Annotated in this window: 27 protein-coding genes; 23 read left to right on the top strand and 4 right to left on the bottom strand. The window is 62.1% G+C overall.

Annotation, left to right across the window (positions count from 1 at the left end; translation table 11 throughout):
- Positions 1-8: 8 nt before the first annotated feature.
- Both fabB and fabA read right to left on the bottom strand, forming a co-directional pair.
- The gene (fabB, locus tag AAEZ08_RS00360; RefSeq protein ID WP_500123509.1) at positions 9-1,226 is read right to left on the bottom strand and encodes a beta-ketoacyl-ACP synthase I; all 1,218 of its coding nucleotides are present in this window, start codon (positions 1,224-1,226) and stop codon (positions 9-11) included.
- Positions 1,227-1,237: 11 nt separating this feature from the next.
- Positions 1,238-1,753, bottom strand: a complete 516-nt coding sequence (gene fabA, locus AAEZ08_RS00365; RefSeq protein WP_038660800.1) for a 3-hydroxyacyl-[acyl-carrier-protein] dehydratase FabA — start codon at positions 1,751-1,753, stop codon at positions 1,238-1,240.
- A gap of 430 nt (positions 1,754-2,183) precedes the next feature.
- Between fabA and AAEZ08_RS00370 the strand changes: the two genes are divergently transcribed.
- The 8 genes from AAEZ08_RS00370 to AAEZ08_RS00405 all read left to right on the top strand — a co-directional run bounded on the left by AAEZ08_RS00370 (position 2,184) and on the right by AAEZ08_RS00405 (position 8,566).
- Positions 2,184-3,206 (top strand): NAD(P)H-dependent glycerol-3-phosphate dehydrogenase, encoded by a 1,023-nt coding sequence (locus tag AAEZ08_RS00370; RefSeq protein WP_058065969.1) that lies wholly within the window; start codon positions 2,184-2,186, stop codon positions 3,204-3,206.
- Between the two features lie 22 nt (positions 3,207-3,228).
- Positions 3,229-3,585 (top strand): DUF4389 domain-containing protein, encoded by a 357-nt coding sequence (locus tag AAEZ08_RS00375; protein WP_181066518.1) that lies wholly within the window; start codon positions 3,229-3,231, stop codon positions 3,583-3,585.
- The gene (sixA, locus tag AAEZ08_RS00380; protein ID WP_058065971.1) at positions 3,582-4,040 is read left to right on the top strand and encodes a phosphohistidine phosphatase SixA; all 459 of its coding nucleotides are present in this window, start codon (positions 3,582-3,584) and stop codon (positions 4,038-4,040) included. Before AAEZ08_RS00375 ends, sixA begins: the two co-directional genes overlap by 4 nt.
- Before the next feature lie 77 nt (positions 4,041-4,117).
- Positions 4,118-4,552 carry a hotdog fold thioesterase gene (locus tag AAEZ08_RS00385; protein ID WP_003285413.1) on the top strand — a complete coding sequence of 145 codons (435 nt, stop codon included), beginning with the start codon at positions 4,118-4,120 and terminating at the stop codon, positions 4,550-4,552.
- A gap of 137 nt (positions 4,553-4,689) precedes the next feature.
- Positions 4,690-5,502 (top strand): alpha/beta fold hydrolase, encoded by an 813-nt coding sequence (locus AAEZ08_RS00390; RefSeq protein ID WP_500123684.1) that lies wholly within the window; start codon positions 4,690-4,692, stop codon positions 5,500-5,502.
- The gene (locus AAEZ08_RS00395; RefSeq protein ID WP_003285409.1) at positions 5,499-6,356 is read left to right on the top strand and encodes an alpha/beta fold hydrolase; all 858 of its coding nucleotides are present in this window, start codon (positions 5,499-5,501) and stop codon (positions 6,354-6,356) included. Before AAEZ08_RS00390 ends, AAEZ08_RS00395 begins: the two co-directional genes overlap by 4 nt.
- A 227-nt stretch (positions 6,357-6,583) precedes the next feature.
- Positions 6,584-7,387 (top strand): DUF4892 domain-containing protein, encoded by an 804-nt coding sequence (locus tag AAEZ08_RS00400; protein ID WP_003285408.1) that lies wholly within the window; start codon positions 6,584-6,586, stop codon positions 7,385-7,387.
- An 84-nt stretch (positions 7,388-7,471) separates the two neighbouring features.
- On the top strand, positions 7,472-8,566 hold the full coding sequence (locus tag AAEZ08_RS00405; protein ID WP_102819764.1) for an AI-2E family transporter: 1,095 nt from the start codon (positions 7,472-7,474) through the stop codon (positions 8,564-8,566).
- 13 nt (positions 8,567-8,579) lie between these two features.
- On the opposite strand, the gene AAEZ08_RS00410 is transcribed toward AAEZ08_RS00405, so the two are convergent.
- On the bottom strand, positions 8,580-9,569 hold the full coding sequence (locus AAEZ08_RS00410) for a patatin-like phospholipase family protein (protein WP_003285406.1): 990 nt from the start codon (positions 9,567-9,569) through the stop codon (positions 8,580-8,582).
- Between the two features lie 178 nt (positions 9,570-9,747).
- Between AAEZ08_RS00410 and selD the strand changes: the two genes are divergently transcribed.
- The 7 genes from selD to AAEZ08_RS00445 all read left to right on the top strand — a co-directional run bounded on the left by selD (position 9,748) and on the right by AAEZ08_RS00445 (position 17,356).
- Positions 9,748-10,782 carry a selenide, water dikinase SelD gene (gene selD, locus AAEZ08_RS00415; RefSeq protein WP_003285405.1) on the top strand — a complete coding sequence of 345 codons (1,035 nt, stop codon included), beginning with the start codon at positions 9,748-9,750 and terminating at the stop codon, positions 10,780-10,782.
- On the top strand, positions 10,782-11,888 hold the full coding sequence (gene mnmH, locus AAEZ08_RS00420) for a tRNA 2-selenouridine(34) synthase MnmH (RefSeq protein WP_003285404.1): 1,107 nt from the start codon (positions 10,782-10,784) through the stop codon (positions 11,886-11,888). The genes selD and mnmH overlap by 1 nt, the downstream gene beginning before the upstream one ends.
- Positions 11,889-11,917: 29 nt before the next feature.
- Complete coding sequence (locus AAEZ08_RS00425; RefSeq protein ID WP_003285403.1) at positions 11,918-12,196, top strand: hypothetical protein; 279 nt, start codon at positions 11,918-11,920, stop codon at positions 12,194-12,196.
- 330 nt (positions 12,197-12,526) lie between these two features.
- Positions 12,527-13,444 (top strand): AAA family ATPase, encoded by a 918-nt coding sequence (locus AAEZ08_RS00430; protein ID WP_500123510.1) that lies wholly within the window; start codon positions 12,527-12,529, stop codon positions 13,442-13,444.
- 34 nt (positions 13,445-13,478) lie between these two features.
- Positions 13,479-14,441 (top strand): DUF58 domain-containing protein, encoded by a 963-nt coding sequence (locus AAEZ08_RS00435; RefSeq protein ID WP_427701830.1) that lies wholly within the window; start codon positions 13,479-13,481, stop codon positions 14,439-14,441.
- Positions 14,438-16,438 carry a transglutaminase TgpA family protein gene (locus tag AAEZ08_RS00440; RefSeq protein WP_500123511.1) on the top strand — a complete coding sequence of 667 codons (2,001 nt, stop codon included), beginning with the start codon at positions 14,438-14,440 and terminating at the stop codon, positions 16,436-16,438. The genes AAEZ08_RS00435 and AAEZ08_RS00440 overlap by 4 nt, the downstream gene beginning before the upstream one ends.
- Positions 16,439-16,558: 120 nt before the next feature.
- On the top strand, positions 16,559-17,356 hold the full coding sequence (locus AAEZ08_RS00445) for an acyl-CoA thioesterase (RefSeq protein ID WP_058065981.1): 798 nt from the start codon (positions 16,559-16,561) through the stop codon (positions 17,354-17,356).
- A gap of 91 nt (positions 17,357-17,447) precedes the next feature.
- Here the strand turns inward: AAEZ08_RS00445 and AAEZ08_RS00450 are convergent, their stop codons facing one another.
- Positions 17,448-17,993 (bottom strand): rhodanese-like domain-containing protein, encoded by a 546-nt coding sequence (locus AAEZ08_RS00450; RefSeq protein WP_058065982.1) that lies wholly within the window; start codon positions 17,991-17,993, stop codon positions 17,448-17,450.
- 415 nt (positions 17,994-18,408) lie between these two features.
- On the opposite strand from AAEZ08_RS00450, the gene AAEZ08_RS00455 reads away from it, so the two are divergent.
- The 8 genes from AAEZ08_RS00455 (at position 18,409) to AAEZ08_RS00490 (ending at position 26,712) form a co-directional block, all read left to right on the top strand.
- The gene (locus AAEZ08_RS00455; RefSeq protein ID WP_500123512.1) at positions 18,409-18,864 is read left to right on the top strand and encodes an ATPase; all 456 of its coding nucleotides are present in this window, start codon (positions 18,409-18,411) and stop codon (positions 18,862-18,864) included.
- 69 nt (positions 18,865-18,933) lie between these two features.
- Positions 18,934-19,371, top strand: a complete 438-nt coding sequence (locus AAEZ08_RS00460; RefSeq protein ID WP_500123513.1) for a YqaA family protein — start codon at positions 18,934-18,936, stop codon at positions 19,369-19,371.
- A gap of 71 nt (positions 19,372-19,442) precedes the next feature.
- Positions 19,443-20,510 (top strand): AraC family transcriptional regulator, encoded by a 1,068-nt coding sequence (locus tag AAEZ08_RS00465; protein ID WP_500123514.1) that lies wholly within the window; start codon positions 19,443-19,445, stop codon positions 20,508-20,510.
- A gap of 177 nt (positions 20,511-20,687) precedes the next feature.
- Positions 20,688-21,455 (top strand): SDR family NAD(P)-dependent oxidoreductase, encoded by a 768-nt coding sequence (locus AAEZ08_RS00470; protein WP_500123515.1) that lies wholly within the window; start codon positions 20,688-20,690, stop codon positions 21,453-21,455.
- Between the two features lie 11 nt (positions 21,456-21,466).
- Positions 21,467-22,651 carry an acetyl-CoA C-acyltransferase gene (locus tag AAEZ08_RS00475; RefSeq protein WP_500123516.1) on the top strand — a complete coding sequence of 395 codons (1,185 nt, stop codon included), beginning with the start codon at positions 21,467-21,469 and terminating at the stop codon, positions 22,649-22,651.
- 10 nt (positions 22,652-22,661) lie between these two features.
- Positions 22,662-23,801: an acyl-CoA dehydrogenase gene (locus AAEZ08_RS00480; protein ID WP_312955105.1), complete on the top strand. Its 1,140-nt coding sequence runs from the start codon at positions 22,662-22,664 to the stop codon at positions 23,799-23,801.
- Positions 23,802-23,936: 135 nt separating this feature from the next.
- Positions 23,937-25,556 carry a long-chain fatty acid--CoA ligase gene (locus tag AAEZ08_RS00485; protein ID WP_483032190.1) on the top strand — a complete coding sequence of 540 codons (1,620 nt, stop codon included), beginning with the start codon at positions 23,937-23,939 and terminating at the stop codon, positions 25,554-25,556.
- A 73-nt stretch (positions 25,557-25,629) separates the two neighbouring features.
- Positions 25,630-26,712, top strand: a complete 1,083-nt coding sequence (locus AAEZ08_RS00490; RefSeq protein WP_500123517.1) for a CaiB/BaiF CoA transferase family protein — start codon at positions 25,630-25,632, stop codon at positions 26,710-26,712.
- The last annotated feature ends 49 nt before the right edge of the window (positions 26,713-26,761 follow it).

Genomic DNA, 26,761 nt, shown 5'->3' on the forward strand with positions numbered 1-26,761 from the left:
CTGCTGGCTCAGGCCTTGTAGCGGCGCAGTACCAGCGTGGCATTGGTGCCGCCGAAGCCGAAGCTGTTGCTCATGATCGTGTCGATCTGAGCGTTCTCGCGGGTTTCGCGAAGGATCGGCATGTCGGCGACTTCCGGGTCCAGCTCGTCGATGTTGGCCGAGCCGGCGATGAAGTTGCCTTCCATCATCAGCATCGAGTAGATCGCTTCGTGAACGCCGGCGGCGCCCAGCGAGTGGCCGGACAGGCTCTTGGTCGAGCTGATGGTCGGGATCTTGTCGCCGAACATGTTGCGCACGGCCTTGATCTCGGCCACATCGCCCACCGGGGTGGACGTGCCATGGGTGTTCAGGTAGTCGATCGAGCCTTCGACGGTGGACATCGCCTGCTGCATGCAGCGCAGGGCGCCTTCGCCGCTCGGGGCGACCATGTCGTAGCCATCGGATGTAGCGCCATAACCGACGATTTCCGCGTAGATCTTGGCGCCGCGCTTGAGGGCGTGCTCCAGCTCTTCGACCACGACCATGCCGCCACCGCCGGCGATGACGAAACCGTCACGCTTGGCATCGTAGGCGCGGGAGGCCTTTTCCGGAGTTTCGTTGTACTGGCTGGACAGGGCGCCCATGGCGTCGAACAGGCAGCTCTGGCTCCAGTGTTCCTCTTCACCGCCACCGGCGAAGACGACGTCCTGCTTGCCCATCTGGATCTGCTCCATGGCATGGCCGATGCAATGTGCGCTGGTGGCGCAAGCCGAGGCGATGGAGTAGTTGATGCCCTTGATGCGGAACGGGGTCGCGAGGCAGGCCGAGACGGTACTGCTCATGGTGCGCGGAACGCGGTATGGGCCGATGCGCTTGACGCCCTTGTCGCGCAGGATGTCGATGGCTTCCATCTGATTGATGGTCGATGCACCACCCGAGCCGGCCACCAGGCCGATACGCGGATTGGAAATGTCATCCAGGCTGAAACCGGCGTCCTTCACGGCCTGCTCCATCGCAAGGTAGGCGTAGGCGGCGGCGTCACCCATGAAGCGCAGGACCTTGCGGTCGATCAGCTCTTCGAGGTTCAGGTTGACGGAGCCCGAGACCTGGCTGCGCAGCCCCATGTCCGCATAGGACTGGTTGAAGCGAATGCCGGGGCGCCCGGCGCGCAGGTTGCCGGAGACGGTCTCTTTGTCATTGCCCAGGCAGGAAACGATACCCAGGCCAGTGATCACGACGCGACGCATGCGGATGTCCTTCAAAAGCTGTCGGTAGAGGTGAACAGGCCGACGCGCAAGCCTTCGGCACTGTAGATCTCGCGGCCATCAACACTGACGGTGCCATCGGCGATGCCGAGGATCAGTGAGCGACTGATGGTGCGCTTGATATGGATGTTGTAGGTGACTTTCTTGGCGGTTGGCAAAACCTGGCCGAAAAACTTCACTTCGCCGGAGCCTAGCGCGCGGCCACGGCCGGGATTGCCCTGCCAGCCAAGGTAAAAGCCGACCAGTTGCCACATGGCATCAAGGCCCAGGCAGCCGGGCATGACCGGATCGCCTTCGAAATGACAAGCGAAGAACCAGAGATCAGGGTTGATATCCAGTTCGGCAACCAGCTCGCCTTTGCCATACTTGCCGCCCACTTCGCTGATGTGAACGATACGATCGACCATGAGCATGTTCGGCGCGGGCAGTTGCGCATTACCGGGACCGAAGAGTTCGCCGCGGCTGCAACGAAGCAGGTCTTCCCGAGTAAAGGCGTGTTGTTTGGTCATGCGTATTCCTCAATGGGCCCCTGCGAAGGGCTTTGCTGCTTACATACCGGGCCAGAATTCGAGGCCTGATCATCAAGACTAGTCATAGACTGCCGTGTTGTGGCTAAAGTCACAGCCTGGCAACAGCGGCGCCGTTCAACCCATATCTGCGGCTGAAGGCGCAAAGACAGAATCGGGCGGCTACTTTAACACTCCTTAACCAATTACGAGGACCTTGCGACAGCGTGTCCTCTATAGACAATCGTTGCAGTGACGGTTGCATTGGTTAAATAAATGCCCGTTTCAGGGGGGTGACCAGTGACTGTCTCGGCATTTGATGTAACTGTAACCGAATGATTTTCATGGGGTAGGGCGGTTGCGCTGACTGCTGTAAGCATGAAACGTATAATGCCGAGCACTGCCATCTCGGATGGCTCATAACGGAACGCACATGACACGACAGCAACCCATCGCCGTACTCGGCGGCGGCAGTTTCGGTACAGCTATCGCCAATCTGCTGGCCGAGAACGGTCACCACGTCCTGCTCTGGATGCGCGATGCGGAGCAAGCCGAGAGCATCCGGACGCTGCGACAGAACCCGCGCTATCTCAAAGGCGTCGAGATTCTTGCGCAAGTGGAGCCGACGACCGATCTGTCTTATGCACTCGGGGCCTGTGAGCTGGCTTTCGTCGCGCTTCCGTCCAGTGCACTGCGCCAGGCGCTGCAGCCGTTTGCGGCCCAGCTCGGCGGCAAGATGCTGGTCAGTACTACCAAGGGCATCGAGGCTGACGGCTTCATGCTGATGAGTCAGATTCTCGAGGAGATCGCCCCACAAGCGCGCATTGGCGTGATATCTGGACCGAATCTGGCGCGTGAAGTGGCTGAGCATGCGCTGACCGCGACGGTCGTGGCGAGCCAGGACGAAGCCTTGTGCCGTAGCGTGCAGCAGGTACTGCACGGCCGCACTTTCCGCGTCTATGCGAGCGCTGATCGTTTTGGTGTGGAGTTGGGCGGGGCGCTGAAGAACGTCTACGCCATCATGGCGGGCATGGCCGCAGCCCTCGGCATGGGTGAGAACACTCGCAGCATGCTGATCACCCGTGCCCTCGCAGAAATGACCCGTTTTGCCGTGAAGCTGGGTGCCAACCCTATGACGTTCCTCGGCCTGGCAGGAGTTGGTGATCTGATCGTGACCTGCACCTCGTCCAAGAGCCGCAATTTCCAGGTGGGCTATGCGCTTGGCGAAGGGCTCAGCCTGGAAGAGGCGGTATCGCGGCTGGGCGAAGTCGCGGAGGGGGTCAATACCATCAAGGTACTCAAGTGCAAGGCCGAGGAGTTGCAGGTCTACATGCCGCTTGTCGCGGGCCTGCATGCCATCCTGTTCGAGGGGCGTACGCTCGATCAGATCATCGGTGTGCTGATGCGTGGCGAGCCCAAGACCGATGTGGATTTCATTTCAACCGACGGATTCTGAGTCGATCTCAGGGGGCACTTCGATGAACCAATCAAACCAGGCAACCGACCGAGAATCGCTGATCTTGCGAGCCGTATGGATGCTGATCTTCTTTTTCGTCTGGCAGCTGGCAGAACTCGCTTTGCTTGTAGTCGTGGTGCTGCAATTGGTGATGCGGTTGACCAAGGGGCATGCGGACTCCGGCTTGCAGGGCTTCGGCGACAGTCTGAGCCAATACATCGCCCAGATCGGTCGTTTCGCCACCTTCAATACCGAGCGCAAGCCCTGGCCGCTGTCGGACTGGCCGGCACCGCGTCCGGCCGATGTAGAGCTGGTTAATCCGGTCTGGCCAGCTGCGCCGACCGAACCGAAAGACCCACAACAGGGCCCAACGGCATGAGGCTATGGTTGCTACGGCATGGCGAGGCCGAGCCCCGCGCTCGTACCGATGCAGAGCGCAATCTGACTGAAGGTGGTCGCCGTGATGTGCGGCGCAGCGCCACCTTTCTTCGCGGCAAGCCCCTGCAGACGATTCTGGTAAGCCCGTTTCATCGCGCCCAACAAACCGCCGAAGAGGTGCGTAAAGCACTGGGTTTCGGTGGGAAATTTGAAACCGTGGACTGGCTGACACCGGAGGCAGATCTGGTCGAAGCGTTGCGTGAGCTGGATTTGCGCCACGAGGATGATCTACTTTTGGTCACCCATCAGCCATTCGTTGGCAGCCTCGCCGGCTGGCTGGTGAATGGCGATCACGCAGAGCCCGTGCCGATGGCAACTGCTTCGCTCGCAGAGCTGGAGGGCGATGCGATTGCCGGAGGGTTGATGCGGCTGGTTTCCTTGCGTCACGTTAGTTAGGGTTGGGCGAGCCTTTCCGGTTTCTGTCATGGTGGGCGTGCAACCTATAAAAACAGCATCTGTAAGGAGTATCCGCCTTGAGTATTTGGCATCGTCAGCCCGATCTGGACGACCTTCACGACACCCGCAAGAACACCATCAGCGAATTGCTGGATATCCGTTTCGAATCCTTCGATGGGGCCTCAATTACCGCCAGTATGCCGGTCGATGCCCGCACTCATCAGCCCTATGGCTTGCTGCATGGCGGGGCCTCGGTGGTACTTGCTGAAACCCTCGGTTCCATTGCCAGCTATCACTGCATCGACACCAGCAAATTCTACTGCGTAGGACTGGAGGTGAACGCGAATCACCTGCGCGGACTGCGTAGCGGACGAGTGACGGGCGTCTGCCGGCCGGTGCATCTGGGGCGCTCGACGCATGTCTGGGATATCCGCTTGAGCGGTGAGGATGGCAAGCCAAGCTGCATTTCTCGTCTGACCGTGGCAATAGTGCCGTTGGAAAAAGGCGCCTAGACAGGCAGCTGCAAAGGCAGGTCGACATTGCGGCCTGCTGATTGGCCTGAATGCCCTTCATTCGGCAGGGCTATGGCGATTGCCGCATGCCCAGGCCTGCCAGACAATGGAACTCCAGTCTGTCCGGCAAAGCCACCATGTCGCAACGCATCTTCTTCGCCCACGCCAACGGCTTCCCTTCAGCAACCTATCGCAAGTTGTTCGACGCTCTGGCGCCGGAATATCAGGTCACCCATATGGATCGTCATGGGCACGACCCGCGTTTCCCGGTGGATGACAACTGGAACAATTTGCTCGATGAGCTCATCGAGCAGTTGGAGGGGCTGCCCGAGCCGGTTTGGGGGGTAGGGCATTCACTCGGCGGCATGCTGCATTATCGCGCGGCCCTGCTGCGGCCCGAGCTGTATCTCGGGGTCGTTATGCTCGATTCGCCAATCCCCACCTGGTTCGATCAATCCGTTATCTGGGCGGCCAAGCGTCTTGGTTTCATCGACCGGCTGACGCCGGCAGGCCGCACGCTGGGGCGCCGCGAGCAATTTTCCAGCATCGAAGAAGCGCGCGCTTATTTCGCTGGCAAGGCGCTGTTCAGCAGCTTCGACCCAGAATGCCTTGAAGCGTATATTGAACATGGTCTGGAGCCCGTAGGGCAGGGGATGCGCCTACGCTTCGATCCGCAAACCGAAATCAGCATCTATCGCAGCGTGCCGCATCTCACTCCCGGTTGGCCGCCGGCGCTGAAGATCCCCCTGGCCATGGTGCGCGGGCGCGACAGCCGCGTGGTGCTGCCCCATCACGGCTATCTGCTGCGGTTGATGTCGCGCGGTGAAGCGCACACGCTGCCAGGTGGGCACATGTTTCCATTCGAGCGGCCCCTCGAGACGGCAGAGATGCTGCACGGACTGCTTGGCCGCTGGAGTGTCCAGGATGAGCGTTCCAAGGGGGCAGCATGAGTATCCTGTTTGAAGAAGTCCGTTTGAGCCTGCCGCACCTCGAGGTGGCGGCTCATCTTTACGGAGCGGAAGACGGTCAGCCGGTGATCGCTCTGCATGGCTGGCTGGACAATGCCGCGACCTTCAGTCGCTTGGCGCCGCGGCTGCACGGACTGCGCATCGTTGCGCTGGATTTGCCCGGGCATGGTCATTCCGATCATCGTCCGGCGGGTGCCGGCTACAACATCTGGGACTATGCTCACGATGTACTGCAAGTGGCCGAACAGTTCGGCTGGCAGCGCTTCTCATTGCTCGGGCACTCCATGGGCGCGATTGTTTCAGTATTGCTCGCTGGCGCGCTGCCCGAGCGCGTCAAGCGGTTGGCTTTGATCGATGGGGTGATTCCCTACACCGGTGAGGCCGATACTGCGCCGCAGAAGTTGGGTGCGGCGCTCAAGGCGATGTTGTCGGTCGACGACAAACGCAAGCCAGTCTATGCCGCCTTCGATCAGGCCGTGGAGGCGCGTATGAACGGAGTTGGCGCGGTCAGTCGTGAGGCTGCCGAGCGGCTTGCTCAGCGCGGCCTGATGCCGGTGCCGGGCGGCTACACTTGGCGCACCGACGCGCGCCTGATGTTGCCATCGTCGATGCGGCTGACAGGTGCTCACGCTCGGGCATTCGTCGAGCAGATCACCTGCCCGGCCAGTCTGGTGCTCGCCGAGCAGGGACTACTGGCCCAGCCAGAACTGCTCGAATTTGCCGATAGCCTACCGTTCGCGGTGCAGCGTCTGCCTGGCGGGCACCATCTCCATCTTGATGATGATGCGGGTGCGGACGCTGTGGCCGCAGTGTTCAACGCGTTCTTCCAAGGCTGAGCCTTGCCAGGTGTTTGCAATACTCTCTCGCAAAGCCTCGCTTGACTTGCTTTTGCCAACTGGTGAGGCTGGGAGCAATGTTCCAGCAGAGCCTGCCTGATGATTGACCGCTACAATGCCGTAACGCCCTGCGGGTCTGTTTCTATTCTGAAGAAACCGGGTTCGTGCAACCCAGTGCGTCGATTGAGCTTCGAAAGGCAGTCGAAGGTGATCCGTTGAGGAGTTTTATGCGAAGTGCATGGATTGCAGCATCGGTTTTGGTATCCGTTGCTGCGGTGGCTGCTGACGTTCCCGGAAGCGCCGATCTTGAGCGACTACCTCGTTACGCGCAGGCGCAGATCATCGACTATCGGCAGTCCGAGGTGCGGGAGCGCGTGTATCCCCAGGACTCGATTCGCCGCATCAGCGGCAACCTGCGTATGGCTTCCCAGGTGGTCGTGTCCGGTGATCTTACGGCGCTCACCTACGAATTGCCTGCCTCGCACACACGGATTGAGGCGTTTACCCAGGCTCGCATCGAACTGCTTCGCCAGGGCGCCGAGTTGCTGTTCTGGTGTGAAGGTCGTGAGTGCGGCTCCAGCAGCCTGTGGGCCAACGCCATTTTCGGGAAAGCCATGCTCTATGGCCCAGAGGCGCAGCAGGCTTATCTATTGGCACGCCTCCCCGAGGCAGAAGGTGATTTGATCGCCTTGTACGGCGTTACTCGTGGTAACGGCCGACCTTATTTGCACGTAGAACATATGCGTTCGGAACAGCCACTGGATGAGGTGCTTCCGACCGCAGCCACATTGCTGCGCCAGTTACGCGATACGGGCGAACTGCGCCTGCCACGGCTCGCGGATGAGCCGACAGCGGAGTGGGGTGCCTTGCTGGCCAATGTGCTGAGCCTGGACAGTACCACGCGTGTCAGCCTTGCTGGTCGCGGTGCCGTAGCTTGGCGCGAAGCGCTGATCGCCGAGCGCATCCGCGGTGGACGGCTGGAAGTGGATGATTCTCAGGAACCGGGTCTGCTCATCAGGCTATTGCGTTAACTAAGCGCTGCGGCTGCAATAGCCGCTTTCACTCACGCATCTTGTCGACAGGTGCGTGGGCTCTTCTCCTTAGAGTAATTGCGCATGCTCAATAACGATCGCCTGCTGGTGCAGATCCTGCTCCTTGGCTTGCTCGCTGCCTGTCTCTGGGTACTGGCCCCGTTCGCTTCTGCGTTGTTCTGGGCGGCGGTTCTGGCTTTCGCCAGCTGGCCCGTGATGCGCTGGCTAACGCGCTGGCTGAATGGCAACGCGACCCTTGCGGCCGGCCTGCTCACGTTCAGCTGGATGGTGCTGGTGGCGGTGCCGCTGGTTTGGCTGGGCTTCAATATCGCCGATCACATCCGCGACGCGAACGTGCTCCTGCACGACCTGCAGGTCGAAGGCCTGCCGGCTGCACCTGAATGGCTGGTCGAGTTGCCATTGGTCGGCGATGCCCTGGTGACGTTTTGGGATACGGTGGACGAGCAGGGCACAGCGTTGATTGCCAACATTCGTCCTTATATCGGTCAGGTCGCCAACTGGATGCTGGTGCGCAGCGCGCGAATCGGTGGCGGCATGCTCGAGTTGGCGTTGAGCCTGGTGTTGGTGTTCTTCTTCTACCGCGATGGGCCGCGTTTGTCGGCGTTCGTGCATAGCCTGTTGCACAGGTTGATTGGCGATCGTTCGGACCACTATCTCGAGCTCGTCGCTGGGACTGTACAGCGTGTGGTCAACGGCGTGATTGGCACTGCAGCAGCACAGGCCATTCTTGCTTACATCGGCTTTCTCATTGCGGGAGTACCGGGTGCCTTGGTGCTTGGGTTGCTGACCTTCGCCTTCAGTTTCATCATGGTGCCACCGCTTATCTGGGGCCCCGCGGTCGCCTGGCTGGCGTGGCAGGGCGACTACGGTATGGCGATCTTTCTCGGCATCTGGGGCATGTTCGTCATCAGCGGCGTGGATAACGTGCTTAAGCCATACCTGATCAGCCGCGGGGGCAATCTGCCGTTGGTGGTCGTGTTGCTCGGCGTGTTCGGCGGCATCCTCGCTTTCGGTTTTATGGGGCTGTTCCTTGGTCCGACCTTGTTGGCCGTGGCCTACAGCCTGCTGGGCGACTGGTTGGTCAAGGAGGTTCCGGAGATGCCGCCGCATGGGGCGCCGCAGGTTACGAACGAGCCGCGGGAGTCAGTTGGCCAGTGAGCGTTCCGGTCGCTCACTGTTCTTCTTCGTAGCGCACCAGGGCATCGTGGGCGACGATGCGGCCTAGGGCGATCAGCTCGGGTGCCTTGTAGAACTCGTAGAAGCGACAGGCCCGCTTGGGAATGTTGACCAGTACGTTGGGCGGGTAACCGGCAATCTTGTATTGCGCCAATGATGACTGCATGACATCGAAGCTCTGGTTGATCAGCTCCAGCAGCGATGCCGGGCCGGTGACGTCAATTACCGTCGCACCTTCAGCCGATTTCGGCGCACTGAGACTGGTCGGCGCGGCCGGTGGCTGGTCACCGCGTAGCATTTCGCCGGCACGGATGTCGTCGATCTGCTCGGCCAGTTCGGCTTCGTCCTTGCGCCAGAACGGGATGTGCGAGCTGATCGATGTCATGAGCGAGTCGAAGCGCCCCGGGCGTTCGATCTCCGGCAGCGGGTATTGCTTGTGATTGTTGGCGTTTAGGTTGACCGCGATGATCATGTCGCAGTGTGATGATACAACCGGGACGATTGGCAATGGGTTGAGCAGGCCACCGTCGACCAGCATGCGGTTGCCCTGCATGACCGGCGTGAACAGGCTCGGTATGGCCGCGGAGGCACGCATAGCCAGCTCCAGGCTACCCTCCTGAAACCAGATCTCCTGCTGGTTGGTCAGGTCTGTGGCTACGGCAGTGAAGGGGATTGGTAGATCCTCGATACAGATCTTGCCAACCATGTCGCGTATGCGGCCGAAAACCTTTTCCCCGCGAATGGCTCCCAGGCTGAAGCTTGGGTCGACCAAGCGCAGCAGATCCAGATAGTCCAAGCTTTCGATCCAGCTACGGTATTCGTCCAGCTTCCCCGCCGCGTAGATGCCGCCGACCACCGCACCCATGGAGCAACCTGCGATGCAGGCGATTTCGTAGCCACGTGCCTCCAGCTCTTCGATTACACCGATGTGCGCGTAACCCCGTGCGCCACCGGACCCTAAAACCAGTGCAACCTTCTTACTCATGTATTTCTCCCTGTGGCACTCCCCTAGCTTCGTGCCTGGCCGCTGAGCCTGCAAGGGTTGATCGGCATCCACTGCGATGAACCTCATCGCGTCCTGCCAAGCGATGCCCAAATGGGGAATGCACGGGCGCCTTTGCTACAATCGCCGCCCGTTTGTGCACGTGTCACGAGAGAGCCCGATGAGCGAACCGATCCGCCTCACCCAGTACAGTCACGGCGCCGGCTGCGGCTGCAAGATATCGCCCAAGGTGCTGGACGTGATTCTTGCCGGCAGTGGCGCACAGAACCTCGATCCGCGTCTGTGGGTCGGCAACGCTTCGCGTGACGATGCGGCGGTGTACGGTATCGACGAGGAACGCGGGGTGGTATCGACCACCGACTTCTTCATGCCCATCGTCGACGATCCCTACGATTTCGGTCGCATTGCCGCCACCAATGCCATCAGCGACATCTATGCCATGGGTGGCGACCCGCTCATGGCCATCGCCATCCTTGGTTGGCCTGTTAACGTGCTGCCGCCGGAAGTCGCCCGCGAAGTCATCGCCGGTGGTCGCGCGGTGTGCGACGCAGCAGGCATCCCGCTGGCTGGTGGCCATTCGATCGATGCGCCCGAACCGATCTTCGGCCTTGCCGTCACCGGTTTGGTGAACAAGCAGCAGATGAAACGCAACGACACTGCCACTGCTGGCTGCCGGCTGTACCTGACCAAACCATTGGGTATCGGCATCCTCACCACGGCCGAGAAGAAAGCCAAGCTGCGTGCCGAAGACGTTGGTCTGGCGCGCGACTGGATGTGCACCCTGAACACGCCCGGCAGCCGCTTCGGCAAGCTTGCGGGCGTGCGCGCCATGACTGACGTTACGGGCTTCGGCCTGCTCGGCCATCTGGTGGAGATGGCCGACGGCAGTGGCCTGACTGCGGAGATCGACTACGCCCGCGTGCCGCGACTGCCGGGCATTGAGTACTACCTGGATCAGGGCTGCGTGCCGGGCGGCACACAGCGCAATTTCGACAGCTACGGTGAGCGCATCGCAGCGCTCGACGAGCGCCACAAGCAGCTGCTCTGCGATCCGCAGACCAGTGGTGGATTACTGGTGGCCGTAGCGCCTGAAGGCGAAGCGGATTTTCTCGCTGTGTGCGCCGAGCTCGGCCTCGCTCTGGAGCCGATCGGCCAACTGGTCGAAGCGCGCGGCCATGCGGTCGAGGTGCGTTGATGCGCAGCGATACCGAAGATTTCCGTGCGTTGTTTCTGAACGACATTCCGATGATGGATGCCCGTGCACCGGTGGAATTCGACAAGGGCGCGTTTCCCGGCGTGGTCAACCTGCCGCTGATGAACGACATCGAACGGCAGAAGGTTGGCACCTGCTACAAGCTGCACGGCCAAAAGGCGGCAATCGAACTCGGCCAGCAACTGGTTTCCGGCAAGGTCAAGGCCGAGCGCTTGCAGGCCTGGGCCGACTTCGCCCGGGCCCATCCGGACGGTTATCTGTACTGTTTCCGCGGTGGCCTGCGTTCGAAAATCGTCCAGCAATGGTTGAAAGACGAGGTAGGCATCGACTATCCGCGGGTCGTCGGTGGCTACAAGGCAATGCGCCACTTCCTGCTGGACACCATCGATCAGGCGGTCGAGCAGTGTGGTTTCGTCATCGTGGGCGGCATGACCGGTACCGGCAAGACTGAGGTACTTGCTCAGCTGGATAACAGCCTGGATCTTGAAGGGTTGGCCAACCACCGCGGTTCCAGTTTCGGCAAGCGCGCTACACCGCAGCCGGCGCAGATCGACTTCGAGAATGCGCTGGCTATCCGCTTGCTGAAAATGCGCGCCGCTGGCATGGAAACGTTCGTGATCGAGGATGAGGCGCGTCTTGTAGGTCGCTGCTCGATTCCATTACCGCTGTTCAATGGCATGCAGGAGTTTCCGCTGATCTGGTTGGAAGACAGCCTGTCGGGTCGCGTCGAGCGGATCCTCAAGGATTATGTGATTGATCTGTGCGCTGAATTTATCGCTGAGCAAGGTGAGAGCGGTTTCGCTGCATTCGCTGGGCGTCTGCAGCAAAGTCTGGTCAATATCAGCAAGCGACTCGGCGGCGAGCGCTACCAGCGCCTCGCTTTGTTGATGGATCAAGCCCTGGCCGAGCAGGTCCGTAGTGGTTTGGTTGACCTGCATCGTGCCTGGATTGAAGCGTTGCTAGGCGAATATTACGATCCGATGTACGCCTATCAGCGCGAAAGCAAAGCGGCGCGTATCGAATTCGCTGGCGACCAGCCGTCCGTGGTCGAGTATCTGCAGCACCGTCGGGCGCAAACAGCGCTTTAATCTATAAATGGCACATGAGGGATGATGCGATGAAAACCTGGCTATCTTTGCCTCTGCTTGTTCTGCTGCTGGCCGGTTGTGCCGGCAAGACTGCATACCGTGACAGCTGCGCCGCGGAACTGGATGCTGCGTGGAAGGAGCAAAGCCTGGCGGAAGCCGAGGGCTTTGCCGGAACAGTGAGCTATTCCAAGGCCATGGCCTTGCTGACCGGCGCCAAGACTCAGCAGCAGTTCGAGGCGTTCCGCGGTTGCACGCAGAAGGCGCAGAAAGCGCGTTTCTATCTGCGCGAGTCGCGTGCCGGGCGTTGAGCTGAGGCGACTTGATTATCCGGCCCGTGCACATGCTCACGGGCCGGTGTTTTCATCATGGCGCAGCATTCTGTTTAGCTCGCCTCGTGCTTCTCGTAGTCCTCGCGCTCCGCTCTTGCCTCTCTGACTTTAATTGCGCATGTCACGGCAGTCCTCTCCGTCTCCGATCGCCCCGCCTAACCCTCGCTGAATCTGGTTTGCTCGTTGCTGGCACGCGACTGTCCGCGGCAGATCAAGGCGCCGATCACAAACTCGTCACCGCGCATTTCCTTTGCTATGCCTGGCTGCGGCTGACCAGTAGCATCGGGTGGAAGAACAGAGGAGAGTTTAATGCGCACCCGATTGGACGCCTGCCTGCGAGCAGTCAATGAAGTACTGCTTGGCAAGGAAGCCCAGGTCCGGCTGGCCTTGGCCTGTCTGTTGGCCCGCGGCCACTTGCTGGTCGAGGACATGCCCGGAATGGGCAAAACAACACTGAGCCATGCGTTGGCCAAAGTGCTGGGTCTGGAGTTTCAGCGTATCCAGTTCACTTCCGATCTGCTTCCCGGCGACATTCTTGGCACGTCGGTCTTTGACAAGGACAGCAGCCAGTTCGTCTTTCATCCGGGACCGATCTTCGCCGAGCTGGTGCTGGCCGACGAAATCAATCGCGCCACACCAAAAAGCCAAAGCGCCCTGCTTGAGGCTATGGAGGAGGGCCAGGTCACCATTGAAGGGGCGACGCGCCCGCTGCCCGAGCCATTTTTCGTTATCGCCACGCAGAATCCGGTGAGCTCGGGCGGCACCTTTGCGCTGCCGGAATCGCAGCTGGATCGCTTCCTTATGCGTGTTTCGCTGGGCTACCCAGCCAAGGCGGCAGAGAAAGCGCTGCTTTTGGGTGAGTCCCGCCGGGATCTGCTAACTCGCCTTGAGCCGCTGCTCGAGCACGACGAATTACGTGCCATCCAGAGCGCCGTAAGCCAAGTGCGGGTTAGCGATGCGCTGGTGGACTACGTCTTGCGGCTGGTGGAAGCTACGCGCACGCAACCGCAGTTCGCCTGGGGCCTATCGCCGCGTGGCAGTTTGGCCCTGCTCGCGGCCGCGCGCGCCTGGGGGTTTCTCGACGGGCGTGATTACGTGATCCCCGAAGACGTTCAGGCCGTGCTGCCAACTGTGGTTGGCCACCGGCTGCGCGAGCGTGCCGATGCTACCGGCCATGGCGGTGGTGCGCTGGTGCAGTGGTTGCTGCGCGAGGTGCCAGCGCTGTGATACGCCCGCCCATTGGTTGTTGCGAGCGCCTGCGGTGAGGGTGCTGCCGCGCTTTCGTGATCGCTGGCTGTTGCGGCGCATACCGCCGGCATCCAGCGTTCGTCTGAATCAACGACGTATCTTCATCATGCCTACGGCAGTTGGGCTGGCGTTTCTCGTGGCGCTGCTGTTGATGCTGCTCACGGCGATCAACTACCAGAACAGCCTGGCCTACGGGCTGACCTTTCTGCTCGGGTCGTTGTATCTCGTCACCATCCTGCATACCTGGCGCAATCTGGCCGGGCTGGTTTTGCAGGCTGGTGGTTCCACCGCCGCGTTCGTCGGTGAGCACGCGCTGTTGCGGATACGCTTGGAAAGCCCCGGACGCGGCTATCAGGCCGTGGCGCTGGGCTGGCCTGCCAGTGGCTTGCGGCTGGTCGATGTGCCGGCAGGGGGCACCGTCGAACTCGAATTGAGCCTGCCAACCCAACGCCGTGGCTGGTTGCGACCCGGGCGCGTAAGGGTCGAGAGCCGCTTTCCGCTGGGGCTACTGGTGGCCTGGAGCTGGGTTGATCTGGAGTTGGCAGCCCTGGTCTATCCACAGCCATTGATCGCTGAACGCCCGCCCGGCGGTAGCGCGCCGGAAAGCGAGGATGAGGGCACGCTGACGCGGGGCGCCGGTGTTGATGATTATCAAGGGCTCCGGGCCTGGCAGCCGGGCGATCCGCGACGCCGTCTGCATTGGAAAGCATATTCCCGTGGCCAGGGCCTGCTGGTGAAGGATTTCGCCAGCCTGCTCGGCAATGATCCACTGCTCGATTTCGATGCGCTCGAAGGCGATACCGAACAGCGACTTTCGATGCTCTGCCACTGTGTCGTCGACCTCAGTGACAAGCAGCAACCGTTTGCGCTGCAACTGCCTGGTGAGCTGGTCGGCCCGGATAGTGGCCAGGCTCATAGGGATGCCTGCCTGCGTGCGCTGGCGCTGCATGGCTTGAACGAGGAGGGCGCGAAGTGAGCGCGAAGCCCGGGATTCCGCGCAACAGTCTGATCTGGCTGCTGGTGGCGCAGGTGCTGGTGATCCTGCCGCACCTCACTCACCTACCGCTATGGATCATCGGTCTGTGGTTGGGTTGCGCCAGCTGGCGGATCCAGATCTTCCGTATGCGGGCCCGTTATCCGCGCAGCTGGCTCAAAGCGCTGCTGATGATCGGGGCCGGCTTCGGTGTGTATTTCTCGCGCGGCAGTCTGGTTGGCCTCCAAGCTGGCGTGGTGCTGTTGATTGCGGCGTTCATTCTAAAGCTGGTGGAGATGAGCACCCGCCGCGATGCACTGGTGCTGATCTTTCTTGGCTTCTTTGCGGTGGTGACCAGCTATTTGTTCGAGGACAGCCTGGTCGCCGGTCTCTATAGCCTGCTGCCTGTCACGGCGCTGTTGGCCGCGATGATCGGACTGCAGCAGAGCAGCCTGGTGACGCGGCCATGGCCGACTGTGCGCCTAGCCGTTTCGCTGCTGTTGCAGGCGGTTCCTCTCATGCTGGTGCTGTTTCTGTTCTTCCCCCGCTTGCCACCGCTCTGGTCGTTGCCGCAAGCCGGTGGTCAAGGCGTTACCGGATTGGCGGACCATATGGCGCCTGGTGATATTGCGCGTCTGAGCCGCTCGCCAGAGCTGGCCTTTCGCGCCAGCTTCGATGGCGACATTCCTCCACGGAGCCAGCTGTATTGGCGTGCGGTGACGTTCGAACGATTCGATGGTCGGCGCTGGTCGCAATCCTATGCGTCCCACCTGCCGCAGGTGCCGGAGTGGCAGAAGGTCGGTGAGCCACTCAGTTATAGCGTCGTGATGCAGCCCAGCGGGCAGCCCTGGCTGTTTGCACTGGACGTCCCGCAGGTTGCTACGGGACAGGCGCAGATGATGTCGGATTTCCACCTGCAGCGCCGCCAGCCGGTGAACCAGCCACTGATGTATCAGGTGACGTCCTGGTTGGACGCTCGCCGTGAGGCAACCAGCGCGCCTGAGAGTCTAGGTCGTGCGCTGCAGCTGCCAGAGCAGGGCAACCCGCGCAGCCGCGCATGGGCTACTGAGTTAAGGCGCACCGCGCAGGAACCGCAGGCCATGGTGGATGCACTGTTGAAACACTTCAACCGCCAGCCCTATTACTACACCCTGGAGCCCCCACCGGTGGGGAGCGATATAGTCGACGATTTCCTGTTCGAGACGCTTAGCGGCTTCTGTGCGCACTACGCTGGCGCCATGACGTTCGTGCTGCGCGCAGCTGGCATTCCGGCCCGCGTGGTGGCGGGTTATCAAGGCGGCGAAGTCAATCCGGCAGGCAACTACCTTTCGGTTCATCAGTTCGATGCTCATGCCTGGGTCGAATACTGGGTTGCCGATCGCGGTTGGGTCAGTGTCGATCCAACGTTCCAGGTGGCACCAGAGCGGGTCGAGCAGGGGCTGGAGCAGGCGCTGGCTCGGGAGCAGAGTTTTCTTGCCGATAAGCCGATGTCGCTGCTGCGCTATCGGGATATTGGCTGGCTGAATGCGTTGCGGCTGCGCTGGGACAGCGTTAACTATGGCTGGCAACGCTGGGTGCTCAATTACCAGGGTGATCAGCAGTCGGAGATGCTGCGTCGCTGGTTTGGCAAGCTTGATGGGCAGACGCTCGGCTTGGGGCTGGTGGCGACGTTGGGTGTTCTGATAGCGGTGCTGGCGCTTGTGCTGTTCAAGCCCTGGCGTCGTGATACCGACGTGCAACAGCGACTGTTCCGCCGCTTCGAGCGCCTGCTGGCGCGCCATGGTGCCAGGCGCCACAAAGGTGAGGGTGCGCGAAACTTCGCTGAACGCGCAGCCATGATGCTGCCCGAGCAGGCGCCAGCCATCCTGGCGTTCGTCAGGATCTACGAGGCACAACGCTATGCCCAACAAGCGGGCACGGCAGATGATCTCTCAGGTGCCTTGCGCCAGGTTCGTCGAGCGTTGCCCTGGCGTCTGTCACGCTCCGTTGATCGCTCCTGAGCGCTTCATTGCCGGCGTGGATGATCCGGCATTTGATTCTTCGCCTCACGCCTGACGGGCTCGCACCCGTGCCACCGCGTCTATAACATCGCTCGTTATAACGACGATAAAGAGGTGGATATGGAGCTTTGCGAGCTGCTGCAAGCGGTACGTGACAATCCCGAAAACGTGGTAGTGCCTGCCAGTTGGGGGCAGGGCCGTGCCGGCTTCGGTGGCCTGGTTGCTGCGCTGGTCTTCGAAAGCATGCGCGCCAAGGTGCCGGAGGGCAGGCCGCTGCGCTCGCTGGCAATCACTTTCGTCGGACCGCTGGCACTGGATAAGCCAGCGAGTTTCGAGGCCGAAGTGCTGCGCGAAGGCAAGGCCGTTAGTCAGATGCTCGGCCGCGCAGTGCAGGATGGCCAGGTTGTCACCATCGTCCAGGGTAGTTTCGGTGCGCCACGGAGCTCGGTAGTAGATGTTGTGGCCGAACCGGCGCCGGCGATGCCGCCAGTGGAAGCCTGCCAGGAGCTACCCTATGTACCGGGAGTGACGCCGGAATTCACTCGGTACCTGTCTATGCGTTGGGGGATGGGCGGGTTGCCGTTCTCTGGTAACACATCTCGCGAGATGGGCGGCTGGGTCCGCCAGCGTGGGGATTTACCTCGTGAGCCAATGACCGAGGCACACCTGCTGGCGTTGGTCGATGCCTGGCCTCCTGCCGTGCTGCCGCATCTGCAAAACTTCGCCCCCGGTAGTTCGCTGACGTGGACCATTGAGTTCATCCAGCCGCTTCCCAGCCTCGACACGCACGACTGGTGCATGTACCGCGCGCTGATCGAGCATGCGCGCGACGGTTATGGACATTGCTCTGCCGCATTGTGGACGCCATCAGGCGAGCTGATCGCCCTGAGTCGGCAGACAGTAACGGTGTTCGGCTAACCACTGGATCTGGTTCGGCAGTACGCGCATATCAATGCGCCGTAATGCGCGCGCGGCAGGGCGTCCGCTCTGCCACGCGGCTGAATCGTCATTATCGGTCAGTGCGGTAGATCTTCTCCGGATTCATCTTCGGGCTCCACGGCAGGTTGGCGTTCTGCCAGCCGTTCTGCAGACGCAAACCCGCTTGCGGCCCTTCCTTTATCGCTGAGCCCTGGAATCCGTCGACAACGTAGCGGGCGTTGGGGAAGCCGTTATCGCGCAGAAAATCAGCACTTGGCTTGCCACGCTCGCTACCGGAGCGACACATGGTGATGATCTCGGCATCATTGCTCAGCCCACGCGTGTCCAGCTCGGCCCGAATCTGTGCAATGAACTGAGGATTGCGATTGGTCTGGAACACTCCTCGCTCATCGTTCCAGGTATTGCGGTCAACCAGCAGGAACGGAACGTTGACGTCCACTGCATCGGTGAAACCGACGAACATGATTTCCACCGGGTCGCGTACATCGACGAATAGAACTTGCGCGTTCTCCGCTTGAGAACGGGCGTAGGCGTCTTGGGGCGATATTTCGAGTTCCACAGCCTGAGCGGTGGCGGCTAGCAGGCCGAAGGAGGCAGCGATCAACAGTGATTTCATCGGAATGCTCCAGCATCTATGCGTAAAAGTAGGCGGGTTCATCATATACCCATGGGGGTATTTATTCAGTCGTCAATTTTAGTGTGTTTCTTATGCCTGCAGCACTGGAGGGCTGCGTTCTGGTAGGCATGTTCGCGGTCATCAGGCGCATACGCCTGATCAGTAGCATCAGCAACGCGAAATGGCACTGACGGTGTGGCGTCGGGGCATGCCAGTTAAGTGTCGTGCCTGGCGGCCTGATTGGATGGTAATGATCTGTAGCAAGGTCGAGCGGTGGTCTCGCGGTACAGCCAGGCAGCGTGAACTAGTCTCTTAACCGGAGTCATGGAAAAAAACGTCAGCGGCGACAGAATCGAGCGTTGTGAAAACAAACTGGCTGGCTTCCTGCACGCTGGCGTACAGCGGAGATTTGGCGATGAAGATCGAACGATTCGAAGACCTGATCGACTGGACACGCGACACCCACGCCATGCTGGCGCGTTGCATGGCGCGGTGCTCCGACAAGCACGATGAAACGCGAGCCAAATGGCTGCTGGTCTATGTAGCCGATCACGAGCGTGCCCTGGCTGAGACGATCGACAAGATCGAAAAACACGCCGATCCGAAGGCGTTGCACACCTGGATCTATGACTATCTGACACGCAATCCGGTGTTGCGCAATCAGGCATGCAAGGCGTACGACACCATGACCGTGGAGGAGATCTCGCTGGATATCTTCACCATCCACAATCAGGTCATCGATCTGTATCGATCGCTGGCCCGTCGCGCCGAAATTGACGGCGCGCGCAACCTGGCAGAAGACCTTTTGCACCTTGAAGAGCACGAAACGATGCGGCTGGCGCGGCAGGTGACCCGTATCCACGAGATGTAAGCACAGGCGTGGGCAGGTCATTTCGAGCATACTGCCGCACCAATCAGGATGCTGCTCGCGGGGCGGTGGATGTTCGCGCTTTCCGGCTATCTCGGCCTTTTCATTGCGGCATTTGGCGCCGCTACGCTATTGCCTATGCAGTCCGAAGCGGTGCTTGCCGGTCTTCTGCTTTCGGAGCGTTACGCGGTCTGGGCGCTGGTCACCGTGGCCAGCCTGGGCAATGTGCTGGGGTCACTGGTGAACTGGCTGCTCGGGCGTTACGTCGAGCATTTTCGCCACAAGCGCTGGTTTCCAGTCAACGAACGCCAGCTGGCGAAGGCGCAGCACAGCTACCATCGCTACGGTCGCTGGACCTTGCTGCTCAGCTGGGTGCCGATCATCGGTGACCCGCTTACGCTGGTCGCGGGTGTCATGCGTGAGCCGCTATGGAGCTTTCTGCTGATCGTTACCTTGGCCAAGACCGCACGCTATCTGATCGTGATGGGCCTGACGCTCGGCTGGATGTGACGCAAGGGCTGACAGCGCGACTATGCCTGGTTGATCATGCATCATCGACAACCGGCAGGAATCCGAGCGGCATGATCATCGAGGCACAAACGACAGCAGACGCAGCGGTTGGCACGGCCAGTGCCAGCCGTGACAGCATCAGCGTCCGTTTGGTGGCCGAGGCACTGCTCAGTTTCGTCGGGCCGCGGCTGAGCGCCGAGCAACTGCTGGAGGAAATCGGTCTCGACCCCGCCTGCCTGCAAGATCCCGACGGCCGCATGGACGTGCGCGACTACTCGCAACTCTGGCTGCGTCTGGCGCGGCGCTTCGACGACGAATTCTTCGGCATGGACCCGCGCCGGCTGCGCTCGGGCAGCTTCGTTTTTCTCAGCCGCAGCTGCCTGCAACAGCCCACGCTGGAGAAAGCGCTGGCTCACGCGCTGGAGTTTCTCGGCCTGGGGCTGGAGAACCTGCGCGGCAAGCTGATCCGCAGCCAGAGCCTGGCAGAGGTGGTGCTGCGCGAGCGCAACGCCGAGCCGGCGCGAGCCTTCTGCTACTTCACCTTCTGGATGCTGCTGCACGGTCTGGCCTGCTGGCTGGTAGGGCGGCGCATCCCGCTGCTGGCGGTCGAGTTGCGTTGTGCCGAGCCGGACTACACGGACGATTACCGGGTGATGTTTTCCGACAACCTGCGTTTCCGCAGACCCTCGACGCGGATCATTTTCGCTGCCGAAGTGCTCGACCTGCCGATCCGTCGCAGCGAAGCGGAGTTGCGTGCGTTTCTCGCCGAGGCCCCGGCGAACATTCTGGTGCGCTACCGTGATCATTCCAGTCTCGCGAGTCGCATCAAGCAGCATCTGCGCAGCCTGCCTGCCGAACGCTGGCCGGACAGCGAGACGCTGGCACAGACGCTGTGCATCTCGGCCTCGACGTTCCGTCGCCGGCTGGCGGAGGCGGGGCAGCCTTATCAGGCGATCAAGGACGGCTTGCGCCAGGAAATGGCGACCGAGTGGCTGGCCGATGCCGCCATCAGCTACGGGGAAATCGCCGAGCGCCTTGGGTTTGCCGATGTCAGCTCGTTCTACAAGGCGTTCCGCAAGTGGACAGGGATCAATCCGGGCCACTACCGCAATCTGATTCTGGCGCCGGCACGGCGCTGATTCCCTCGCCTCGCAGCTTCAGCCCGCTGACGCACACCGCGGCGTTGGCGTAGTCGCGTTTTGCCATTGGCCAAAACGGTCAGGCAGGTTGAGAACATCGACCATTGCCGCGCCCGTGTGGCTGTCCAAAGATAACCCCGGCTTCGCACCGAATAACAACAAGCACGGGAGAGAGCCATGCAGATTCGCGACAAGGTATTCCTCATTACGGGCGGCGCTTCCGGCCTTGGCGCTGCAGCGGCCCAGGCGCTGGTCGAGGCGGGTGGCAAGGTTGTGCTGGCCGACCTGGACGAAGCGGCGGCCATTGCCACTGCCGAGGGGCTGGGCCCCAATGCGCTGGGCGTCGTTGCCGACATTCGTGACGAACAGGCCGCACGGCATGCCGTCGTCACCGCCCGCGAACATTTCGGCGCGCTGCACGGACTGGTCAACTGTGCCGGCGTCGCCGGCGGCGAGAAGGTCCTCGGTCGCAACGGCCCGCACAGTTTGGACGGCTTCAGCCGCGTCGTTGGTATCAACCTGATCGGCAGTTTCAACATGCTGCGCCTGGCCGCCGAAGCCATGGCCGAGAACACACCTGACGAAGGCGGCGAGCGCGGCGCGATCATCAATACGGCATCAATTGCCGCCTTCGACGGGCAGATCGGCCAGGCGGCCTATGCCGCGTCCAAGGGCGGTGTGGTCAGCATGACCCTGCCGGCCGCCCGTGAGCTGGCGCGCTTCGGCATCCGCGTGATGACCATCGCCCCCGGCGTGTTCGAAACGCCGATGATGGCCGGCATGACCCAGGAAATCCGCGACTCGCTGGCCGCCGGCGTGCCGTTTCCGCCACGCCTGGGCCACCCGGCCGAATACGCCGCGCTGGTGCGGCACATCTTCGAGAACAGCATGCTCAACGGTGAGGTGATCCGCCTCGACGGCGCCTTGCGCATGGCCGCCAAGTGAAGGAAGCAGAGATGAAAGATGATCCGATCGTAATCGTCAGCAGCGCGCGCACGCCCATGGGCGGTTTTCAGGGCGACCTGCAGGGCATGACCGCATGGCAGCTCGGCGCTGCCGCCATCCGCGCCACCGTGGAACGCAGCGGCCTGCCGGCCGAGAACGTGCAGGACGTGCTGATGGGCTGCGTGTTGCCCGCCGGCCAGGGCCAGGCACCGGCACGGCAGGCGGCGTTGAGCGCCGGGCTGACCCGCGCCACCACTTGTACCACCGTGAACAAGATGTGCGGCTCGGGCATGCAGACGGTGATCATGGCGCACGACCAGCTGCTGGCGGGCAGCGCGGAGATCGTCGTCGCCGGCGGCATGGAAAGCATGTCCAACGCGCCTTATCTGCTCGACCGCGCCCGTGGCGGCTACCGCATGGGCCATGGGCGGGTGCTCGACCACATGTTCCTCGATGGCCTGGAAGACTCGTTCGACAAAGGCCGGCTGATGGGCACCTTCGCCGAAGAATGCGCCGACGCGTTCAGCTTCAGCCGTGAAGCCCAAGACGCATACGCTCTCGAGTCCCTGCGCCGCGCTCAGGTGGCGATCAGCGAAGGGCGCTTCACCGATGAGATCGTTGCCCTGGAGGTTACCCAGGGCAAACAGCAGCGGCAGATTCGCGATGACGAGCAGCCGCCCAAGGCGATGCCGGAGAAGATTCCCAGTCTGAAACCGGCGTTCCGCGAAGGCGGCACGGTGACTGCGGCCAACTCCAGTTCGATCTCCGACGGCGCCGCCGCGCTGCTGCTAATGCGCCGCTCCGAAGCCGAGCGCTGGGGCCTGCAGCCGCAGGCGGTGATCCACGGCCACGCGGCCTACGCCGATGCGCCGAATCTGTTCACCACGGCGCCAATCGGCGCGATCCGCAAGCTGATGGAACGCACCGGCTGGTCCACCGGAGACGTGGATCTGTTCGAGATCAACGAAGCCTTCGCGGTCGTCGCCATGGCCAGCATCCGCGAGCTGGGCCTGGACCACGCCAAGGTCAACGTCAACGGTGGCGCCTGTGCGCTCGGTCATCCGATCGGTGCGTCCGGTGCGCGGATTCTGGTGACGCTGCTTTCGGCCCTTCGTGCCCGCGGTCTGCGCCGTGGCGTGGCGGCGATCTGCATCGGCGGCGGCGAAGCCACCGCCATGGCCGTCGAACTGATCTGAGGAGGCGTCCATGCTGCCCAATGAAGATCAAAACGCGATCGCCGAGATGGCTCGCCAGTTCGCTCAGGAACGCCTGAAGCCGTTCGCCGAACAGTGGAGCCGCGAGCATCGCTATCCCGCCGAGGCAATCGGCGAAATGGCCGCGCTTGGCTTCTTCGGCATGCTGGTGCCGGAGCAGTGGGGCGGCAGCGACACCGGCTACCTGGCCTATGCCATGGCACTGGAAGAGATTGCCGCCGGTGACGGCGCTTGCTCGACCATCATGAGCGTGCACAACTCGGTGGGCTGCGTGCCGATCCTGCGTTTCGGCAACGATCAGCAGAAGCGCGACTTCCTTGCTCCACTGGCACGCGGCGAGCAGATCGGCGCCTTCGCCCTCACCGAGCCGCAGGCCGGTTCCGATGCCAGCAGCCTGCGTACCCGCGCCCGGCGCGAGGGTGATCATTACGTGCTCAATGGCGCCAAGCAGTTCATCACGTCGGGCAAGCATGCCGGCACGGTGATCGTCTTTGCGGTGACCGACCCGGATGCCGGCAAGCGCGGCATCAGTGCCTTCATCGTACCTACCGACAGCCCCGGCTATCAGGTGGTGCGGGTCGAGGACAAGCTCGGCCAGCACGCCTCGGATACCTGCCAGATCGCCTTCGAGGACCTGCGCGTGCCGGTGGCCAACCGTCTGGGCGAGGAGGGCGAAGGCTACCGCATTGCCCTGGCAAACCTGGAAGGGGGACGCATCGGCATCGCCGCCCAGGCGGTGGGCATGGCCCGCGCGGCGTTCGAAGCGGCGCGTGATTATGCCCGCGACCGCGAGACCTTCGGCAAGCCGATCATCGAGCATCAGGCCGTGGCGTTCCGTCTGGCCGACATGGCCACGCAGATCGCTGTGGCACGGCAGATGGTCCATCACGCTGCGGCGCTGCGAGAGGCCGGACGGCCGGCTTTGGTGGAGGCCTCGATGGCCAAGCTGTTCGCCTCGGAGATGGCGGAAAAGGTCTGCTCGGCAGCGATACAGACCCTGGGCGGCTATGGCTACCTGTCCGACTTCCCGGTGGAGCGTATCTACCGTGACGTGCGGGTCTGCCAGATCTACGAAGGCACCAGCGATATTCAGCGCCTGGTCATCGCGCGCAACCTCGGAGGGCCGGCCTGACCGAAGCAGCTGCGCCTGCGTGCCCTGCGGCGCATCGATACGTGATTTCAAGTGGTGCCGGTAGAACGCCGTTTCCTCGACCGGTACTTGCACAATAAAAACAAGATAGAGGTAGGAAACATGCAACCAGGATTGATGCAGAACGCCCCCCTGTTGATCAGCAGCATCGTCACCCACGCCGCCCGTGCTCACGGTGATCGCGAAATCGTCTCGCGGCTGGTCGACGAACCCCTCTGGCGCTATGACTATGCCGGGCTCGCCGCCCGTTCGGCGCAGGCCGCCAGCATGCTGGGCAAGCTCGGCGTCGGCCCCGGCGACTGCGTGTCGTCACTGGCCTGGAATACCCACCGCCATTACGAGCTGTTCTTCGCCGTGCCCGGCATCGGCGCGGTGCTGCACACGGCCAACCCGCGGCTGTCGGACGAACAGATCGTCTACACCATCAACCACGCCGGCAGCCAGGTGCTGCTGTTCGATAGCAGCTTTGCCGCCTGCGTCGCGCGGCTGCGGCCGCGGCTGGGCAATATCCGCCATTTCATCGAACTGGCCGCGCAGCCAAGTTCCGGCCTTGAAGGTGTGCTGAGTTACGAACAGCTGATCGCTGCCGAGCAGCCGCTGGAGTGGCCGCAGTTCGACGAGAACGCCGGCGCGGTGCTCTGCTACACCTCCGGCACCACCGGCGATCCCAAGGGCGTGCTCTACAGCCACCGTTCGGTCGTGCTGCATGCGATGGCCGCCGGGTTGTCCGGCGCGTTCGGGCTGTCCGCCTTCGACTGCATCATGCCGTGCTCGTCGCTCTATCACGGCACCGCCTGGGGCATTCCATTTGCCGCGGCGATCAATGGCTGCAAGTTCGTGCTGCCGTGCGACAAGATGGATGGCGCAAGCCTGCAGGAACTGATCAAGACCGAGGGCGTGACCCTGTCCGGCGGCGTGCCGACCATCTGGACCATGTACCTCGCCCATCTGGAACGCAGTGGTGAGGATTCCGGCAGCCTGGCACGGCTGGTGATTGGTGGGTCCGCCGTGCCGCGGGCCATGGCCGAGACCTTCCAGACCAAGTACGGCGTCGCGGTCTGCCAGCTGTGGGGCATGACCGAAACCAGTCCCCTGGGCGTGGTGGCGACGCCGACGCCGAAACTGGCCGAACGTGGCCAGCAGGCCACCAACGACACCATCTGGACGCGCCAGGGGCGCCTGCAATTCGGCATCGAACTCAAGATCGTCGACGAGGAGGGGCGTGAGCTGCCATGCGACGGCGTCAGTTCCGGCAGCCTCAAGGTGCGCGGACCCTGGACGGTGGAGCGCTACTACCGCAGCGAAGTGAGCGCACTGGATGAGGATGGCTGGTTCGACACCGGAGACATCGCCACGCTGGACGCTGACGGCTTCATGCGTATCACCGACCGCAGTAAGGACGTGATCAAGTCCGGCGGCGAATGGGTCAGCTCCATCGATATCGAGAACGTCGCGGCGGCCTGTCCCGGTGTGAAGGTGGCAGCCGTGGTCGGCGTGTTCCACCCCAAATGGGAAGAACGTCCGGTACTGGTGATCGAGCCGCATGCCGATGCCGAAGTCACCGTGGAGAAGATCCTCGCTCATCTGGAGCCGAACATCGTCAAGTGGTGGATGCCGGATGCGGTGATCTTCGACGCGGTGCCGCTGACCGCTACGGGCAAGATCGACAAGAAGGTGCTTCGCGAGCGCTATCGCAACCATCTGGTCGAGAACCAGCTGACCGCCGCGAATCAGTAACCGTTTGCTGGAAAGTACGCCCCGTGCCCAGCGGCGCGGTGCGTGCCCGTGCGTGCGAATCAGGAGAAGCAAGATGAGTGAGGGCGTCGAAGTAAGGCAGGGCCCGTTGAAAGGGCTACGCGTGCTGGAATTCGCAGGGATCGGTCCAGGCCCGCACTGCGCAATGTTGCTGGCGGACATGGGCGCCGAAGTGCTGCGCATCGAGCGCGAGGGTGGCAATGGCTGGCCCAATCCGGTGGTCGATCGTGGGCGCAAGACGCTGATACTGGATATCCGCAGCGAAGCAGGGCGTGCGCGCTGCCTTGAGCTGGCGCAGACCGCCGACGTGCTGATCGAGGGTTTTCGGCCTGGGGTGATGGAACGGCTGGAGCTGGGCCCGGATGAACTGCTGCAACGTAATCCGAAACTGATCTACGGACGCGTGACCGGTTGGGGCCAGACCGGCCCGCTGGCCAGGGCCGCCGGGCACGATATCAACTACATCGCCTTGACCGGCGCGCTGGCGGCAATCCGCGGCGAGAGCGGAACGGCGATACCGCCGTTGAACCTGATCGGCGATTTCGGTGGTGGTTCGCTCTATCTTGCGGTCGGCATTCTCGCCGCGTTGTGGGAGCGTGAACGTTCGGGGCAGGGCCAGGTGATCGATGCGGCGATCGTCGATGGCGTGTCATCGCTGATGACCTTCTTTGCCGGCTTGCTGCCAAGTGGACAGATCGATATGCAGCGCGAGCGCAATCCGCTGGCCGGTGCAGCACCGAACTACCGGTGCTATCGCTGTGCCGATGGCCGCGAGATTTCAATCGGGCCGCTGGAGCCCCAGTTCTGGCGGGAATTGCTGGAGCGCCTCGATGCCCCTGAAGCCCTGTGGGCGGGTTGTGAGGATCCAGCGGGATGGCCTGAACAGGCCGAACTGTTGGAGCGCCTGTTCCTGACCCGTACGCAAGCCGAGTGGTGTGCCTTGTTGGAGGGCAGTGATGCCTGTTTCGCGCCGGTGCTTGAGCTGGCCGAGGCATCGCAACATGCACATATGCGCCAACGAGGTGTTTATCAGGAGTTGGATGGGATGCTGCAGGCGGCGCCTGCACCGCGCTTTTCACGCACACCTGGCAAAGCGAGGCGTACGTTACGCTGCAGCCGGGGTGAGGGATGGGATTGAGCCGGCCCAGCCATTGGGCTGCCTGCGATTCCAGGAAACCGCCATACGG

It is taken from the genome of Pseudomonas sp. E45-MNA-CIBAN-0222 (assembly GCF_040310405.1).
Classification (GTDB): domain Bacteria; phylum Pseudomonadota; class Gammaproteobacteria; order Pseudomonadales; family Pseudomonadaceae; genus Stutzerimonas; species Stutzerimonas stutzeri_AC.